Origin of the sequence: Gemmatimonas sp. (assembly GCF_031426495.1) — a bacterium.
In the GTDB taxonomy this organism is placed as follows: domain Bacteria; phylum Gemmatimonadota; class Gemmatimonadetes; order Gemmatimonadales; family Gemmatimonadaceae; genus Gemmatimonas.
Genome location: NZ_JANPLK010000049.1, coordinates 190,484 through 204,509 on the forward strand (window position 1 = coordinate 190,484; position 14,026 = coordinate 204,509).

Annotated in this window: 15 protein-coding genes; 6 read left to right on the forward strand and 9 right to left on the reverse strand. The window is 65.1% G+C overall.

All coding sequences use genetic code 11. From position 1 onward, the window contains the following. Positions 1-24 precede the first annotated feature (24 nt). Positions 25-453, forward strand: coding sequence for a hypothetical protein (locus RMP10_RS13250; protein WP_310570710.1), 429 nt, complete (start codon positions 25-27; stop codon positions 451-453). A 76-nt stretch (positions 454-529) separates the two neighbouring features. Here RMP10_RS13250 and RMP10_RS13255 read toward each other — a convergent pair whose 3' ends face one another. From RMP10_RS13255 to RMP10_RS13265, 3 genes are read right to left on the reverse strand one after another with little or no spacing between them, the layout of a single operon-like run. Continuing rightward, positions 530-1,870, reverse strand: coding sequence for a R2-like ligand-binding oxidase (locus RMP10_RS13255; protein WP_310570711.1), 1,341 nt, complete (start codon positions 1,868-1,870; stop codon positions 530-532). Further along, positions 1,867-3,990 (reverse strand): FG-GAP-like repeat-containing protein, encoded by a 2,124-nt coding sequence (locus RMP10_RS13260; RefSeq protein WP_310570712.1) that lies wholly within the window; start codon positions 3,988-3,990, stop codon positions 1,867-1,869. Before RMP10_RS13260 ends, RMP10_RS13255 begins: the two co-directional genes overlap by 4 nt. Beyond that, complete coding sequence (locus RMP10_RS13265; protein WP_309670246.1) at positions 3,987-4,418, reverse strand: NIPSNAP family protein; 432 nt, start codon at positions 4,416-4,418, stop codon at positions 3,987-3,989. The genes RMP10_RS13260 and RMP10_RS13265 overlap by 4 nt, the downstream gene beginning before the upstream one ends. Positions 4,419-4,550: 132 nt before the next feature. Here RMP10_RS13265 and RMP10_RS13270 point away from each other — a divergent pair, with 132 nt between their 5' ends. From RMP10_RS13270 to RMP10_RS13280, 3 genes are read left to right on the forward strand one after another with little or no spacing between them, the layout of a single operon-like run. Next, positions 4,551-5,561: an MBL fold metallo-hydrolase gene (locus RMP10_RS13270; RefSeq protein WP_309670245.1), complete on the forward strand. Its 1,011-nt coding sequence runs from the start codon at positions 4,551-4,553 to the stop codon at positions 5,559-5,561. A gap of 33 nt (positions 5,562-5,594) precedes the next feature. Next, positions 5,595-6,023, forward strand: a complete 429-nt coding sequence (locus RMP10_RS13275; protein WP_310570713.1) for a CBS domain-containing protein — start codon at positions 5,595-5,597, stop codon at positions 6,021-6,023. A 22-nt stretch (positions 6,024-6,045) separates the two neighbouring features. After that, positions 6,046-7,644, forward strand: coding sequence for an amidase family protein (locus RMP10_RS13280; RefSeq protein ID WP_310570714.1), 1,599 nt, complete (start codon positions 6,046-6,048; stop codon positions 7,642-7,644). A 22-nt stretch (positions 7,645-7,666) separates the two neighbouring features. On the opposite strand, the gene RMP10_RS13285 is transcribed toward RMP10_RS13280, so the two are convergent. The 6 genes from RMP10_RS13285 to RMP10_RS13310 all read right to left on the reverse strand — a co-directional run bounded on the left by RMP10_RS13285 (position 7,667) and on the right by RMP10_RS13310 (position 12,731). Further along, a complete protein-coding gene (locus RMP10_RS13285; RefSeq protein ID WP_309670242.1) occupies positions 7,667-8,278 on the reverse strand; it encodes a PH domain-containing protein in 612 nt (203 codons plus the stop codon). 57 nt (positions 8,279-8,335) lie between these two features. Then, positions 8,336-9,562 (reverse strand): M20/M25/M40 family metallo-hydrolase, encoded by a 1,227-nt coding sequence (locus RMP10_RS13290; protein WP_310570715.1) that lies wholly within the window; start codon positions 9,560-9,562, stop codon positions 8,336-8,338. Between the two features lie 66 nt (positions 9,563-9,628). Further along, complete coding sequence (locus RMP10_RS13295; RefSeq protein WP_310570716.1) at positions 9,629-10,489, reverse strand: ATP-binding cassette domain-containing protein; 861 nt, start codon at positions 10,487-10,489, stop codon at positions 9,629-9,631. A gap of 56 nt (positions 10,490-10,545) precedes the next feature. Beyond that, positions 10,546-11,154, reverse strand: a complete 609-nt coding sequence (locus tag RMP10_RS13300) for an OmpH family outer membrane protein (protein ID WP_310570717.1) — start codon at positions 11,152-11,154, stop codon at positions 10,546-10,548. Further along, a complete protein-coding gene (locus RMP10_RS13305) occupies positions 11,154-11,702 on the reverse strand; it encodes a hypothetical protein (protein ID WP_310570718.1) in 549 nt (182 codons plus the stop codon). The genes RMP10_RS13300 and RMP10_RS13305 overlap by 1 nt, the downstream gene beginning before the upstream one ends. A gap of 81 nt (positions 11,703-11,783) precedes the next feature. Continuing rightward, the gene (locus RMP10_RS13310; RefSeq protein WP_310570719.1) at positions 11,784-12,731 is read right to left on the reverse strand and encodes a prohibitin family protein; all 948 of its coding nucleotides are present in this window, start codon (positions 12,729-12,731) and stop codon (positions 11,784-11,786) included. A gap of 258 nt (positions 12,732-12,989) precedes the next feature. Between RMP10_RS13310 and RMP10_RS13315 the strand changes: the two genes are divergently transcribed. Both RMP10_RS13315 and RMP10_RS13320 read left to right on the forward strand, forming a co-directional pair. Next, positions 12,990-13,217 (forward strand): hypothetical protein, encoded by a 228-nt coding sequence (locus tag RMP10_RS13315; protein ID WP_310570720.1) that lies wholly within the window; start codon positions 12,990-12,992, stop codon positions 13,215-13,217. A 3-nt stretch (positions 13,218-13,220) separates the two neighbouring features. Beyond that, entirely contained in the window at positions 13,221-13,853 is a 633-nt protein-coding gene (locus RMP10_RS13320; RefSeq protein WP_310570721.1) for an MFS transporter, read from the forward strand. Positions 13,854-14,026: the final 173 nt, after the last annotated feature.

Sequence of the window (14,026 nt, forward strand, 5' to 3'; positions counted from 1 at the left end):
GCGGGACGTCGTGTATCCTGTGTCATGCGTATCTCGCCCCGCCGTCTTGCTATCGCCGCTGCCGTCGCCGCCCCGCTCGCGGCGGCCTGTCATGCCGGCCCGAGTGAAGCCGCGCCCATCGTGAACGGCGCATCACAGGCCGTTCGCTCAGGCCAGGAAGTGCACCCCACCGGCAGCGACGCGTTCGGCGTCGCACTCCTCTCGGTCGAGCAGGATTCCCGCTGTCCGCGCGCCGTGGTGTGCGTGTCGGCCGGAACGGCCGAGATCGTGATCGGCTATCGCTACGGCATGGGTCCCACGGTGCCGGTAACACTGCGCTGGGGCGCCGCGCCACGGGACACCCTGATCGGCACCGTGCGGGTCGTGTTCGATTCACTCACGCCATATCCCACGGTACCGGGCCCGCTGCTGGCGCAGGATCGCTATATCGCCTGGCTCTCCTTCAAGCGATAAGCCAGAATGACCCGCGCTCGTGGTGATGTCACCCGGCGCGGCGCCCGGCTTCGGCTATCCGGCCGATGCGGCCTGCTCAGTCCTTCACACCCACCGGAACCCCCTGTGCGCGAGCACGCTCCAGCCGCTCGAGGCGCCGCGAGGCCTGCGTCATGGCGTGCTCCACAAAGGGGGCGGGACTCAACCCAAACGGAACGGCGTGCGCCGGATACGCGGCAAACGCTTCCGTAATCACCGCGATGGCAGAATCCATCAGCTCGTTGATCGTCGCGGCGATCACATCCCATACGGGAGCGCCGTGCGCAATGCCGAGACGCGAGAGTAAATACAAGCCGTACGCGATGTGGCGGGACTCGTCAAGTTTGAGCAGGCCGGTCATCTGTTGCATGCCCGGTAGAATGCCACGTGTCGTGAGTATGTCGTGAAACACATGATATCCCGTTTCGGCCAGCACCCCTTCCACAATCATGTTGTAAGTGGCGGAGGCCCGTGCCTGTGCCATTGGCGACTGATCGTGGCGCAGCGCCTGCATGGCCCGCGGTAGCGCCTCGCTGAAGATCGCGTGATACGCCGGCGTGTGATACCGCGCGAGATTCGTATCGAGAGCGCCCACCGCGTGGAGAAACCGATGCATCCCTTCCACGTGCTTCGCTTCCTCCCACACGAATGAGGTGAGATACAGCTGTTCGTCGAGACGCCCCTCCTGCGACACCACATCGAGTAACGGCAGAATATCGATGACCACCGCCTCCTCACCGCCTTGGAAGAGCGTGGCGAGCCGTAACAGCAAGTCTCGCTCGTCGGCGGCCAAGGCACCCCAGTGCTCCCGGTCGATGCTGAAATTGATGTCCGCCGGATTCCAGATTCCATGGCGCTTCGCCTTTTCCCACAAACGGAGCGGCACCGAATGCTCGGCCCACGCGTCTGGATCGAGACTCCGGAACTCCAGCCGACGCGGAGCCACAGCCGCTGGAGCGTCGACGGATGGTTTCGGATGCGTCACACGTTCCGGCTCCGGTGGACTTATCGTGCGCACCACCTCAACCAGGGCGTTGGCGGCACCCACGTGCGGTAGCAACATTGGAAGCACTCCCTTGGCCAGTCGCAAATGTCCGCGCATCAGTGCGACCGTAGGAACCTCGTCGCCGCGTAATACCTTCAGCCACGCCGACAACGGGCCACTAATGACATAACGTGACTTTCGGCGGTCTGCCGCCGTCGCCAACCGGGCGGCGTGACAATGCCCGTGCGCCAGATCGAGAAAGACCGCGACCGACAGCGCGTCCTCACCAGGTTCGGCGGTGCGTTCGAGGCAAACCGCCCCTTCCCACCGGCGGGCCGCGTCGCGGTATGGCACACTCGCTTCGAGGGCGGCACCAAGCGCAGTTGCCCACTCGTCCGTAAAGAGATTGGTCATAGTTGTCGCGCCGGCCGCTCTGGCTCGGTCGCCGGCACCAGCGACACCGTCGCTCGCCGGATACGTACAATCCGCACCGGCGGCGAAAGCGCCTGCGCCGTCACGGGTGATCGCTGAATCGCCCGGACGACGTCCATGCCGCTGGTCACCACCCCGAAGGCGGCGAACCCCTGCCCGTCGAGATTGCGGTGACCGCCGAAATCCAGCGCGGGTTGATCGCCGATGCAGATGAAGAAGTCCGACGTGGCGCTCTCCGGACCGCCGCGGGCCATCGACAGCGTGCCGTCGCGATGCCGAAGTCCCGTATCACGCGTGCGCTCGAGGGGTATCGGCGCGAAGCGCGCGCCAAGCCGCGATGCGTTCGGCCCTCCCTGGATCACTTCGATCCGCACCGTGTCCGACGGTTGATTCTGCATCGTCACCGCGCGATGAAAGCGCCCGCCGTCGTACGCCAGCGAATCCACGTACCGGAGAAAGTTTGTCGCACTGATCGGCGCGCGGGCGCTATCGACCAGCGCCGTAATCGTTCCGCGCGTCGTCTCGATCACGACGGGAATACGTCCCGGCGCGCGAGGCCCCGACGCAGCCGCTCCCGAGCGCGGCGTTGTCACCCGTACGACCAACGCCCGCTTGGCATAGGCAGCGGGGGAAACCCGACGCACCGTCGTGGCCACGCGCGATCCGCGCACGAGTGCGGTGACCTCGACATCCACCGGCTTAATCGAGGTGAGACCGATGTGCACCGGCATGTCACTCTGCGCATCATAGCCGGAGCCCGCGTCGACCCATCGCGTGGCCAGCAACGCACGCGTGCCGGCCGCATACACACGCACTTCCGCACCGGCGAGTGTCGCCCGTCCGTTCGCATCGACCGCGCGTACCTGCAGCGATCGCCGCGCCACCGCCGCAGGCAACACTGTGCGGAGTACCGGATGCGACGCTTCGGGGCGCGAACCGGCCAGCGCCAGATCGAGCGCACCGTCGCCATCCACATCGGCCCACTGCACACCATGACTCGCCGTCAGCGCCAGCAGGTTGGCCGGCGTGATGTCCACATACGCGGTCGCCTTCGTCGTGGCCACGCGCACGAAGAGATAGTCGCGGAAGCTTTCCGTGGCCGACACCGTACCGTTCACGTACAGATCCAGCAGTCCGTCATGATCGACATCGGCGAACGCACAGGTATCGTATCGCCCGTCGATCGCCACGCCCCAGGTCGCGCTCACGTCGCGGAACGTCCCGTTGGCCGAGCCCAGAAAGAGTCCGTTGGGTCCGTAGTTGGCCGAGAAGATGTCCGCCACGCCATCGTTGTTCACATCGGCTACGCAGGGCCGCACCGTGCCTTGGGTGGCGACCTTTTCGCCGCGCCCTCCCCAGGCGAGGCCGACTGTCTCCGCGATATCGGTGAACGTGCCAGCGTCATTGCGGAAAAATCCGTTGGCGTCACCATCTTGATTGGCGACGTACAGATCGAGATCGCCATCCTGCTGATAGTCGAACCACACTGCGCCGACGCTCTTCCGGATATCGGCCAACCCGACGCTCGCCGCGACATCAGTGAACACGCCGCCGCTGTTGCGATACAACATGTTTGCGCGATCACGAAACGCGACGAACAGATCGAGATCCCCATCGCCGTCGACATCGATGAAGGCCGGTTGGCGCACTGCACCCGTCTCCACCGTGAGCCCGCTGGCGGCGGTGATGTCGGTGAAGTGCGCGCCATCGTTGCGGTACAGGCGCAGCACCGGCCCAGCGCCGGGCGTGAATCCGAGGAGCAGGTCGGGATCGCCGTCGGCATCGACGTCACTCCACGCCGCCGCACGCGTGGCTCGCGCGTCAGCCACGCCGGCCTCGGCCGCGATGTCGCGAAAGGTGCCACCGTTGTTCACGTAGAGACGGTTCGGCGTGCCGTTGAACCCCACGAAGAGATCGAGGTCGCCATCCTGATCGATGTCGGCGAAGGCGTTCGCGAGGGCCCCACCGGCCGCGAACAGCTCCGGTTGGATCGGCACGAATTGCGGCCTCGGTCCCTGTGCGCGCAGGCTGGCTGCGCCACTCGCGGCCAACGCCAACGCCAACGCCAAGGCGAGCCGCCGTCCTATCGTCGAGATACTCATTTCGCAGGGGAGAAAGGGGCCAGCGTCATGAAGATCCGCTCGGGTGCCTTCTCCAGAATCTTGCCGTCGGCTTCGCTCGCCTCGCGGACGGCGATCCAGGCCGGGTCCGCACTGAACGCTTTCCAACTGCGGTTGGCGGCCTCCTCGCTTTCGTGCGACAATAGGTAGATCATCGTCGTCTTCGCCTTCGTCGTGTCCGTCGGCGTGAAGTAGAGCTCGTTCCGCATGCCATGTTTTGCGAATAGTCCCAACGTATGCTCGGCGAAGCGTTTGTGCAGCGCTGGCAACCGACCGGGCAACGTGGTGTACGTGCGAAGCTCATAGACGCGAGTGTTTCGCTGTTGACCGACGGCCACACCCGCCACGAATCCCATTGAACCAACGGCCATCAGCACGACGGCCCCGATCGCGAGTACTGTTCGCTTCATCCTTTCGCGCTCCCGCTCACCAAGCTGCCATGCGCACCGAAGCGTGGGCGTGGCCGCTCAGACTACGGCAACAATAGGGCGACGGCCCCGTCGGGGCCAGAGAGCTTTCGGGCGGAACGCCTCTTACGTTTCATGAGCCGCATGCCATCGCACATCCTGCGCACCCTGATCGCCGCAGTCCTACTGACAGCCGGACCAGCCGCCGCACTCGCGCAGGCGGCTCCTCCGGTGGCGTCGGGTCTTCGCGTCTGCGATTCCGCACACACGGCCACCAACGCCAGGTTCCCGCTGCACCCGGTCAGCACACCGTGGTACCACGTGCGGGCGGTTGAACCATTCGTCTTCGCGATCATCGAGCCGTACCAGTTCCAAGAAGTGATCTCCTGGCTGATCGTCGGCTCGCAGCGCGCGCTGCTCTTTGACAGTGGGCTGGGCATGATGCCGATCAAACCGGTCGTGATGCAACTCACGTCGCTGCCGGTCACGGTGATCAACTCGCACACCCACTTCGATCATGTGGGTGGTAACGCCGACTTCGCCGACGTGCGCGCCATGTCCACACCGTTCACCACGGCGCGCATGGCCGGCGACGCACACGCCAGTGTGGCCAGTGAAGTGAGTCCCACCGCGCTCTGCGGCAACCGCCCGCCCGGACTCGACACTGCGACATTTCGCTCACGCCCGTGGAGCGCGGCTTCACGCATCGGCGACGGCACACGCTTCGACCTCGGCGGTCGCGTACTGGAGGTGCTCGCGACACCGGGACACACGCCCGATGCGATTGCGCTGCTGGATCGGACCAACGGCCTGCTCTGGACGGGGGACAGCTTTTACGCCGGGCCGATCTGGCTGTTCATGCCCGAGACGGACCTCGAAGCATATCAGCGCTCGATGGATCGACTGGCGGCGCTCGTACCGTCGCTGCGACGCGTGCTTCCCGCGCACAACGTCACCTCCGTGGCTCCCTCGGTGCTCGCGCGTGTTCCCAAGGCCATCCGTGACGTCCGCACCGGTCGCCTCCGTGGCAGCACCCCCGAACCAGGACAACGGCTCGTGCCGTTCAGGGGATTCTCGATTCTCGTGTCGGAGAAGGCCCTTCGCACCCCGCCTTCTGGCGCACGTGCCCGCCAGCGCGTACCCTAGGGGACTCCTGTCACCCCCACCTGGTACCGTGTCATGAAAGCTGTCGGCGAACTCCTCAAGAAGCACGACGGAACCCTCTGGCACGTGACGCCCCACGTCACCGTCTATGAAGCGGTCGAGAAGCTGGCGCACTATGGCGCTGGCGCGCTGCTCGTGATGGATGGTGACCGCCTGGTCGGAGTATTCTCGGAGCGCGACTACACGCGCAAGATCACGCTGCAGGGTCGCAACTCGAAAGAGACGCGTGTCGCCGAGATCATGACGGCTGACGTGTTCACCGTGTGCGCGACAACCCGCACGCGCGACTGCATGGCACTCATGAGCACCAAGAAGATCCGACACCTCCCTGTGCTTGACGGTGACAAGGTGCTCGGCATGATCTCCATTCGCGACCTCATGGACGACATTATCGCCGATCACGAGAGCACGATCGCCACACTGCATAGCTACATCCATTCGTAACCGCCGCCCGTCGTTGCGCATCATGACACTGACACGCGGCGCGTCCGCACGCGCGCTGGCCATCGCCTTCGCGCTATTGGTTGCCGCCCCGGCCAAGGCCCAGCGCGCCATTGAACTCGATGCGGCAACCATCATCGAGCTCAACGCCGCATTCGATGCGGGCACGCTGTCGTCGGTACAGTTGGTCACGCGCTATCTGGCCCGCATCGCGGCGTACGACCGACAGGGTCCGTCGATTCATGCCGTTCTCCGCTTGAACCCGAGAGCACTCGAGACCGCCCGCGCGCTCGATGCGGAACGCAAGGCCACGGGGAAGCGCTCACCGCTGCACGGCGTGCCGATCGTATTGAAGGACAACTTCGATACGCGGGAGCTTCCCACGACCGGCGGCTCGGTGCTGCTGGACGGGTACGTCCCATCGCGTGATGCGGTGCTCGTGCAGCGACTGCGCAATGCGGGCGCCATCGTGCTGGCGAAGGTGAACATGTCCGAGTTCGCGTCGTCGGGCGCGTACAGCTCACTTGGCGGCCAGTCGTTGAATCCGCATCACACCGACTTTTCGCCGGGCGGCTCATCGGGCGGCACCGGCGCCGCGATCGCCGCGGCATTCGCACAGTTCGGGCTTGGAACCGATACCGGCGGCAGCATTCGCGGGCCCGCCACCGTGAACGGCATCGTGGCGCTCAAACCCACGCACGGACTGCTCAGTCGGACCGGCATCATTCCCTTGGCGCTGTCGTTCGACACCGGTGGTCCCATGGCGCGTAGCGTGACCGACCTCGCGATCGCGCTCGGTGCCCTCACGGGCGTCGATGCCGCAGACACCGCCACCCGTCGCAGCGAGGGACACGCCGAGCGCGATTACACCAAGTACCTGCAGCCAAACGCGCTGAAGGGCGCACGCATCGGGATTGCCCGCGACTACATGGGGTTCGATACCGACGTTGACTGGGTGGTCGAGTCGTCACTCCACGCGATGCGCAACGCCGGCGCCACGATTGTCGACGTGCGCTTTCCGAAGTGGATGCTCGAGGCGAAGGATGCGTGGTACACGGCGATTCGTTTCCCGGAATTCGCACCGCAGATTGCCGAATATTTGCGGGATACGCCAGCCGGTTATCCGAAAACGCTGGCCGACATGCTCGAACGTACCCGCGAGATGTCCTCGATCAGCGCCAAAGGATCCGCTCCGAATGCCTCGCGCTGGGCGAAATTCGTGAATGAGCTCGCCAGCGGCAGCACAGACGACTACCGCTATCGTGCGGTACGCGATCATGCCCTACCGATGATGCGTGACGTGGTGAACGGGGTGATCGCGTCGCAACAGCTCGACGCGATCGTATACCCGACGCAATCGATGAAGCCCGAGCGCATCGAGCGGGAGGGGAGCAGTACCGCGCCCGATGCCATGAACATCGCCAACCTCACGGGGTTCCCCGACCTGATCGTACCCGCCGGTTTCAGCGACAACCGGATGCCGATCGGGATTTCCTTTCTCGGTGGCGCGTGGAGCGAGCCCAAACTCATTGCACTGGGTTTCAGCTTCGAACAGATCACCCGCGCTCGCCGGCGGCCGGTGACGACACCGGCACTACCGGGCGAGGCGGTCGTGCTCAAGTAGCGTGTGGTGCGCCACGCGCTCGTTACGCGTGGATGTACTTCTCGAAGATGGCGCTGAAGTCCTTGCGCGTATGATCGTCGCGCACCGCATCGTTCAAGGCCTCGAGCACGGCGCGGTAGTGGCTCACCACCGATGCGGGATCGGTGACGGTGTTGTTCAGCTTCATCATCGACCCCAGCACGGACGCGGCGGCCATGGCGTGGGCGCGCCCCACTTCGTCGCGCTTCTGCAGCTTCCCAATCGTATGCAGCGCTTTGTACATGTCCTTGAGCGCCTCAAGATGGCTCTTGCGCACATCGATGCTGAACAGCTTGTCACCGATGGTGAACTTGAGCTCGATATCGAGGTCCACCGTGCCGGCGGTCTCGATCGACACGTGGGCGATCGGATACTGCGCGTAGTCGTAGCGGCGGATCACTCGCTTGGCCGAGATGGCCGACTCACCGTCCACGTGAATGAGCGCCAGATTCGTGAAGCAGTACTCGTCCTTCCGCGACTTGATCAGGAAGTAGATCTTCTCGTGATCTTCGTGAAAGAGGTAATCGTCGGCATCGACCTTGTCGAAGTCCTTGGATTCGACGATGACACCGATGTCGCTGAGGCCGAGCGCCTCGGCGGCGAACTTCTTGAACATGTGAACTCCAGTTGGAAGGGGCCATCGACAGGCGTGACAAACCGAACACCCCGTACGCTACCGCACGCCCATCACGGCTGCCAGTCGCGCCACGAACTTCGCGCTGCGCAGCATTGATGGGACATCCGCGAACTCTCCAGGCTCGGCGCGCGCGCCGCCACGCTCGCCGCCCATGCCGATCGCCAGCGTTCCTCCGGCAATCGCCACGTTCAGGTTCGACGAGCCGGCATTGCCCAACTGCGGCGTTATGCCAAGCGCCTTCGCGATGGCGACTGAACTTGTCACGAGCTTTGAGGTGACCGCGCCCGCGATCTGACCACCGGCCGTCTGCTGCAACACGCGCAGGTCGAATCGCGTGCCCGTTTCGCGTGACACGCTGTCGAGCACCGCGCGCACGGCCGCTTCGTTGCGGGCAATCGCCGGCGCCTCGAGTGCGCGGATGTCCACCGAGAACCAGGCGCTATCCGGTTTGCGATTCACCACATCGCCCGAGCGGATCATCGAGATGTTGAGCACGGAACGCGTACTGGCCGGCGGCTGCGGAATCGCCAGGATGCGATCGACCGCTCGCGCGATTCCCTGGTTCACATTCGGCAGGCCGCCCGTGAGCGTGTGCCCGCCCTGGTGATAGGCCCACACCTTCCACCAATGAATGCCGATCGCTCCGTAGGTGAGCGAGCGTCCGTCGCCGAGCACATCCACGAACGCATCGGCGCGCGACTTCCATTCGCCATACAGCGCCTTCATGCCCAGCAGCCCGGTCTCCTCCTGAGCTACGGCCGCGAACACGAGATCATGCTCTGGTCGCACACCGGCCGCGATGAGCGCCCGCGCCGCGCCGAGGACCGCCGCCGTCGTGCTCGACGTGTTGCTGCCGGGGCCGATCACGCGGTCACCGTCCGCATACGGCGGGCGCGTGGCGTTCCGCTGATGCTGCGCCACCGGCGCGAGATCATCCAAGGTCGCCACGAACACGATCGCCCGCCGCGTCACGTCGGGAAGGGAGCCTCGAATACGTCCGGTCACGTTCGGCAGGCGATCCACCGTGACATCGGCCAGACCGATAGCCCGCATGCGTGCCGCGACGGCGTGCGCCCGCTCCGCTTCCTCGCCCGACGGCGAGCGAATCGCGGCGAGTCGCAGCAGATCGGCGGAGATGCTGTCGCGGTGGGCGTCCACCAGCTGATCGAGGCGCGCGGCGAGCGCAGCCGGCTGCGCCGAGAGCGGGGCGGCGTACGCCAGCGCGCAGGCACAGAGCGCACGAGCCGCAGTGGTCACAAACATCGGGAGTCCGGAGAGCGGGAGAATGGGCGGTCGACGACCGAACGTGACCAAACGCCGACCTCTCGGTCAAGTGGACACCGTGAGATCATAGCCGTACACGTGAGTGAGATCGGGCTCGATCGCTACGAATCCGGCTCCCGGTTGCTCGTCGGCGAACACCACGAGGGTCACGGAATCACCGACGCGTTGCGTCGACAATACGCAATGGCGATGCGTCATGTACGGAACCGCGTCGGGCGTGATGTGCGCCTCCCAGACCCGCCCCCGGAATTCATCGATGCAGCGATCGGCCGCGCCGTCGCGCAGGACGCGACCACGGGCTAGCAAGACGATCTGGGCGCATCGATCGCGAATCAGGTGAGCGTTTGAGGTCGCGAGAATGACGATACGGTGGTCGGCGGTGTGCTCCACGAGGTCCAGCAAGGCGAGAAACTCGGCGGCGTCGAGCTCGTGTGACGGCACGTCCAAGAGCAGAAGTTGCGGTGAATCCAGCAACGCGATGGCCACCATCAATCGCCATTGCATCGCGGGCGTGAGTTCACCAACTCGCAGCGAGCGCGCGTCCCACAAGTCGACAAGACGCAACTGCGCTTCGACGCGCGCCCGTCGGAGCCGTGGAATGAATGGCTCGTGCAAAGCGGCAAAGTGCTCGAGCGCAACCTGAACCGGCACCGGTGGAGGCACCCGTGAATCCGTCGGCACATAGGCGGCAAGCTTCCGCAGTAACGCGGGACTGACTGTCCCGTCGGTATCGCCGAAGCACACCGTACCCTGATCTGGACGCTCGCGCGCACCAATGATGTTCAGGAGCGTCGACTTCCCGGCGCCGGTCGGACCGAGTACGTAGGTCAGCCCGCGCACCAGCGACAGGGAAACGTCGTCCAGCGCGCGCGTCCCGTCGGCGTAGCCCTTCGTCACACGGTTCACGCACAACTGGTGTTTGCGCCGCTCATGGAATGCGTCGAGCGATATCGAGGCTCGCATTAACCGTTCGGTCGGAGCAGGCGTGCGCGTTCCGGTGCGCTGCCCGGAGTCGACAGCGACCGGTCTGCGCTCGCCCGGCGCAGCTCAGACACGATCGCGCTGGTGATATCGATCGCATCATCGGCGTCGATCTCAACGCCACCGGTCGCACGGTCGAGCGCTAGCTGGTAGCCCTGACGGACGCGCACCAAGCGGACCGCCTCGCGGATGCGACGCAGTAACGGGCCACGCAACGCCTCGAGACGCTGCTGAATGACGCCGTCAAGGTTTTCCAGCATCTGCTCCACCAGCAGTTCCCTGGCCCGCAGGTTCAGCTTGCCGGCTTCACGCTCACGCAGCGTGAGTCGCTCTTCGACCTTTACCAGTTCATCGAGCGCCAGTCGGAGCGAATCGGACGCTGCGGTAACCATCGTGCGCGCCTTCGCTTGCTCGAGGGCGAACTCCGATTCCACCGCACCCCGCTCCGGCATGGAATCGAAGACCACACGCGAGTCATAAACGGCGATGCGGGTGGCCGGCATACGTGGCGTGCGCGGAGCCTGCTGGGCAATCACCCAGTCCGGAATGCCCACGACGAGCACGGCAAGACAAAGCAGAGTGGCTCGCATCAGAACCTCGCTCCGATCACAAGTGGCATGAACGTGAGCCACTGCTCGCCGGTACGCGCCGGTGTGCGAACCGCATGCAGTCGGAGTTCAACGAAGAAGTCTCGACTGCCGAGCGCGATGATTTCACCGACGCCGACATTGATGCCCGGCGCCTGGCGCTCAGCAAAGGAATCCGTCGGCCCGTCGCGCCAGTACCAACCCGCCCCGGCCACGCCATACAGCTCGAGCTTGCGCTCGTGTCGGCGGGTGGTGACGTTGGCAATGACCGCACCGAGATGGGTACTCTCGGACGACATGTTGGGTCGCACGTCGCGAAACTGCGCGTACATGCCTTCGAGGGTCAACCCGACCGGCACGCGCGGCGCGCGCAGCCAGAGCGCCCCTTTGAGCGTCACGCTCTCCGCGACGTCACGGCCAAAGGCGCCCGCGGGGATCGCCGTACCAAGGGCGACCGACGGAGCAATGGACCACTGTCCCTGGGCCGGCCTGGCAACGAGGAGCGCTGACGAGAACAACAGCGGGTACACCAACAAACGGGTGAGACGCATACGACCGACTCCGGTGCAATGAGGATGGTACGTCGCGTGCGCAATCGTGGCACGCGACGGTGTCGCGAAGTTCGGGTGCCGCTACGGTGTGCCCGGCGGCAGCGGCGACAGCGGACGCTCAACGCGTCGCGCACCCGGCGTCGGGGCGGTCGGTGCGCTCAGCGACGCGGAACCACCAGATGGTGCCGCGCGCACCACGGACGCATCGTCGCCTGAGTCTGCGTTCAGCAGCATCGGCGTTTTCCCATCCGTCACGATCACCTTCGCGTTCGGACTCCGTGCCAGCTCGCGGAATGCCTCGATCGACTGATACGAAATGATGGACGGGGTCAGGCCCTGCGCGATGATTGCCCAGGCATCGCGAATGCCGGTGGCTTCGATCGTTCGACGCTCCGCTTCCTGTCGTTCGCGATCCAACACGAATCGCATCTGCTCCGAACGCTGCTCCGCTTCCAGCTTTTCCTCGATGGACCGCGCCAAATCGGCGGGTAGCCGAATGCTCTTGAGCAGCACGGTCTCCACTTCGAAGCCGCGAGCGTCGAGCACCGACATCATCTGGTCCTTGATGGCGCGTTCGATGCCGGAGCGCGTTCCGGAGTGCAGATCTTTTGCCATGTAGCGCGACGACACATCGGCGGCCGCCGAGCGGAAGACGGGAATGATGACGTCCTCTTCGTAGCGGAGACCACTCTTCTCCAGGATGCGTGCCACCTGTTCGGGGCGCGCGCGATACAGGATCGAAACCTCCGCCGACACATTCAGACCCTCACGCGTCGGCATTTCGAGGCGCACCTCGCGGTTGACGACGCGGGATGGCACACGCAGCACGGCATTGACGCCGGGAATCAGCAGCTGTGCGCCGGGCTGTAGCGGACCGCTGGCCACGCGCCCGAAGCGCGTCTTGACACCGATTTCGTCCTGGCGAATCGTGGCGCATGCTCCGAGCGGCAGGAGCAGCACGATCCCGAGGGCAGCGCGAAGGGACTGACGCGAGTGCACGCGTGGCGGGAGGGGTAGACGAATGGACATGAGCGACTCACGTCTGATGGTAGCGCGAAGCGCGAGCAGCTTCGCAATGCCACCGCACGAATGCGCGGTAGATGCGAAGGTCTCGCGCAGTCTGGTTGTCCGTACCGGACACCAGAGCCCAACCAATCCGTGCGCACTCGCGAGCGCAGTCTTGACGAATTGATCGCACGGGACACGGCCCGCGGTGCTACTCCCCTTCTCCCGAAAATCTATGTCGGTTCCGCGCCATGTCCAGCGCCCAACAGATCGTTTGTTCAAGTGATCGCCATTGAGCTACCCTACGCTCGCAACACGCATCGACAACGCAATATTTTCCACGATCTGGGCGAACCGCATACTCCGCGCTTCGGTCTCACCATGACCGACATGGGAGCGATTACCGCCTGGGCCTTTCAGCTTAGCTACGCGCTGTTCCAAGTGCCCGCCGGCATGTTCGGCGAGCGATTCGGTGCCCGCATCGCTCGCTTCGTCGCGCTGCTCGGCTGAGCCGTGTCGTCGCTGGCCACGGGCTTCATGCGTGAAGCAGCTGCCACCGCCACACTCATCGGCACGCGCATTCTCCTCGGCCTCGCACCGGCCGCGGTCTTCCCGGTCGCCGCGATGGCCGTCTCGCAGTACGTCGCGGCCGAGCACCGCGTGCGCGCCAATGCGTTCTACATCTCGGCCGCCTCGCTCGGTGCAGCGGTGGCTCCGCTCATGATGGCACCCGTCATGGAGCGATTCGGCTGGCGTGCCGTCTTTCTGCTCAGCGTAGCCGTCGGTGCCGCCACCGCCGCCATCTGGATGTCGCTCATGCCGCGCATACCAACCGCATCGGCCTCGAATCCCGCCCTGACGCTTGCGGCGCTTCGCCGCAGCACGCAGCGACTGGCTTCCGACCCCAGCCTGCAGCAACTCTCCATCGCGTATCTGCTGCACTCGGCCGTGTACTTCGTGTTCGTCTTCTGGTTTTTCCGCTACCTCACGGAGGGACGCGGTTTCACGGTACTCGACAGCGGCCTGTGGGGCAGTATCCCCAACATCGCCGGCTTCGTATTCGCCCCGATCATCGGTGCCATGGCCGACCGCCTCGGGCGCCGCATTGGAGATGGACGGGCGAGGCGGCGCGTCGCGATGGGATGACCGCTCAGCGCGGCCGCGCTGGCGCTCACGGGTGCCGTTGTCCCCGGCGCGCTGCTCACCATCGCTGCGCTCAGCCTGTCCTCGGCATGCCTCAATGGGGCGGAAGCGCCGTTCTTCACGACAGCGACCGTGATCGGCGCATCGAACCCCGGTGCCTCCGCCGGGCTGTTGAA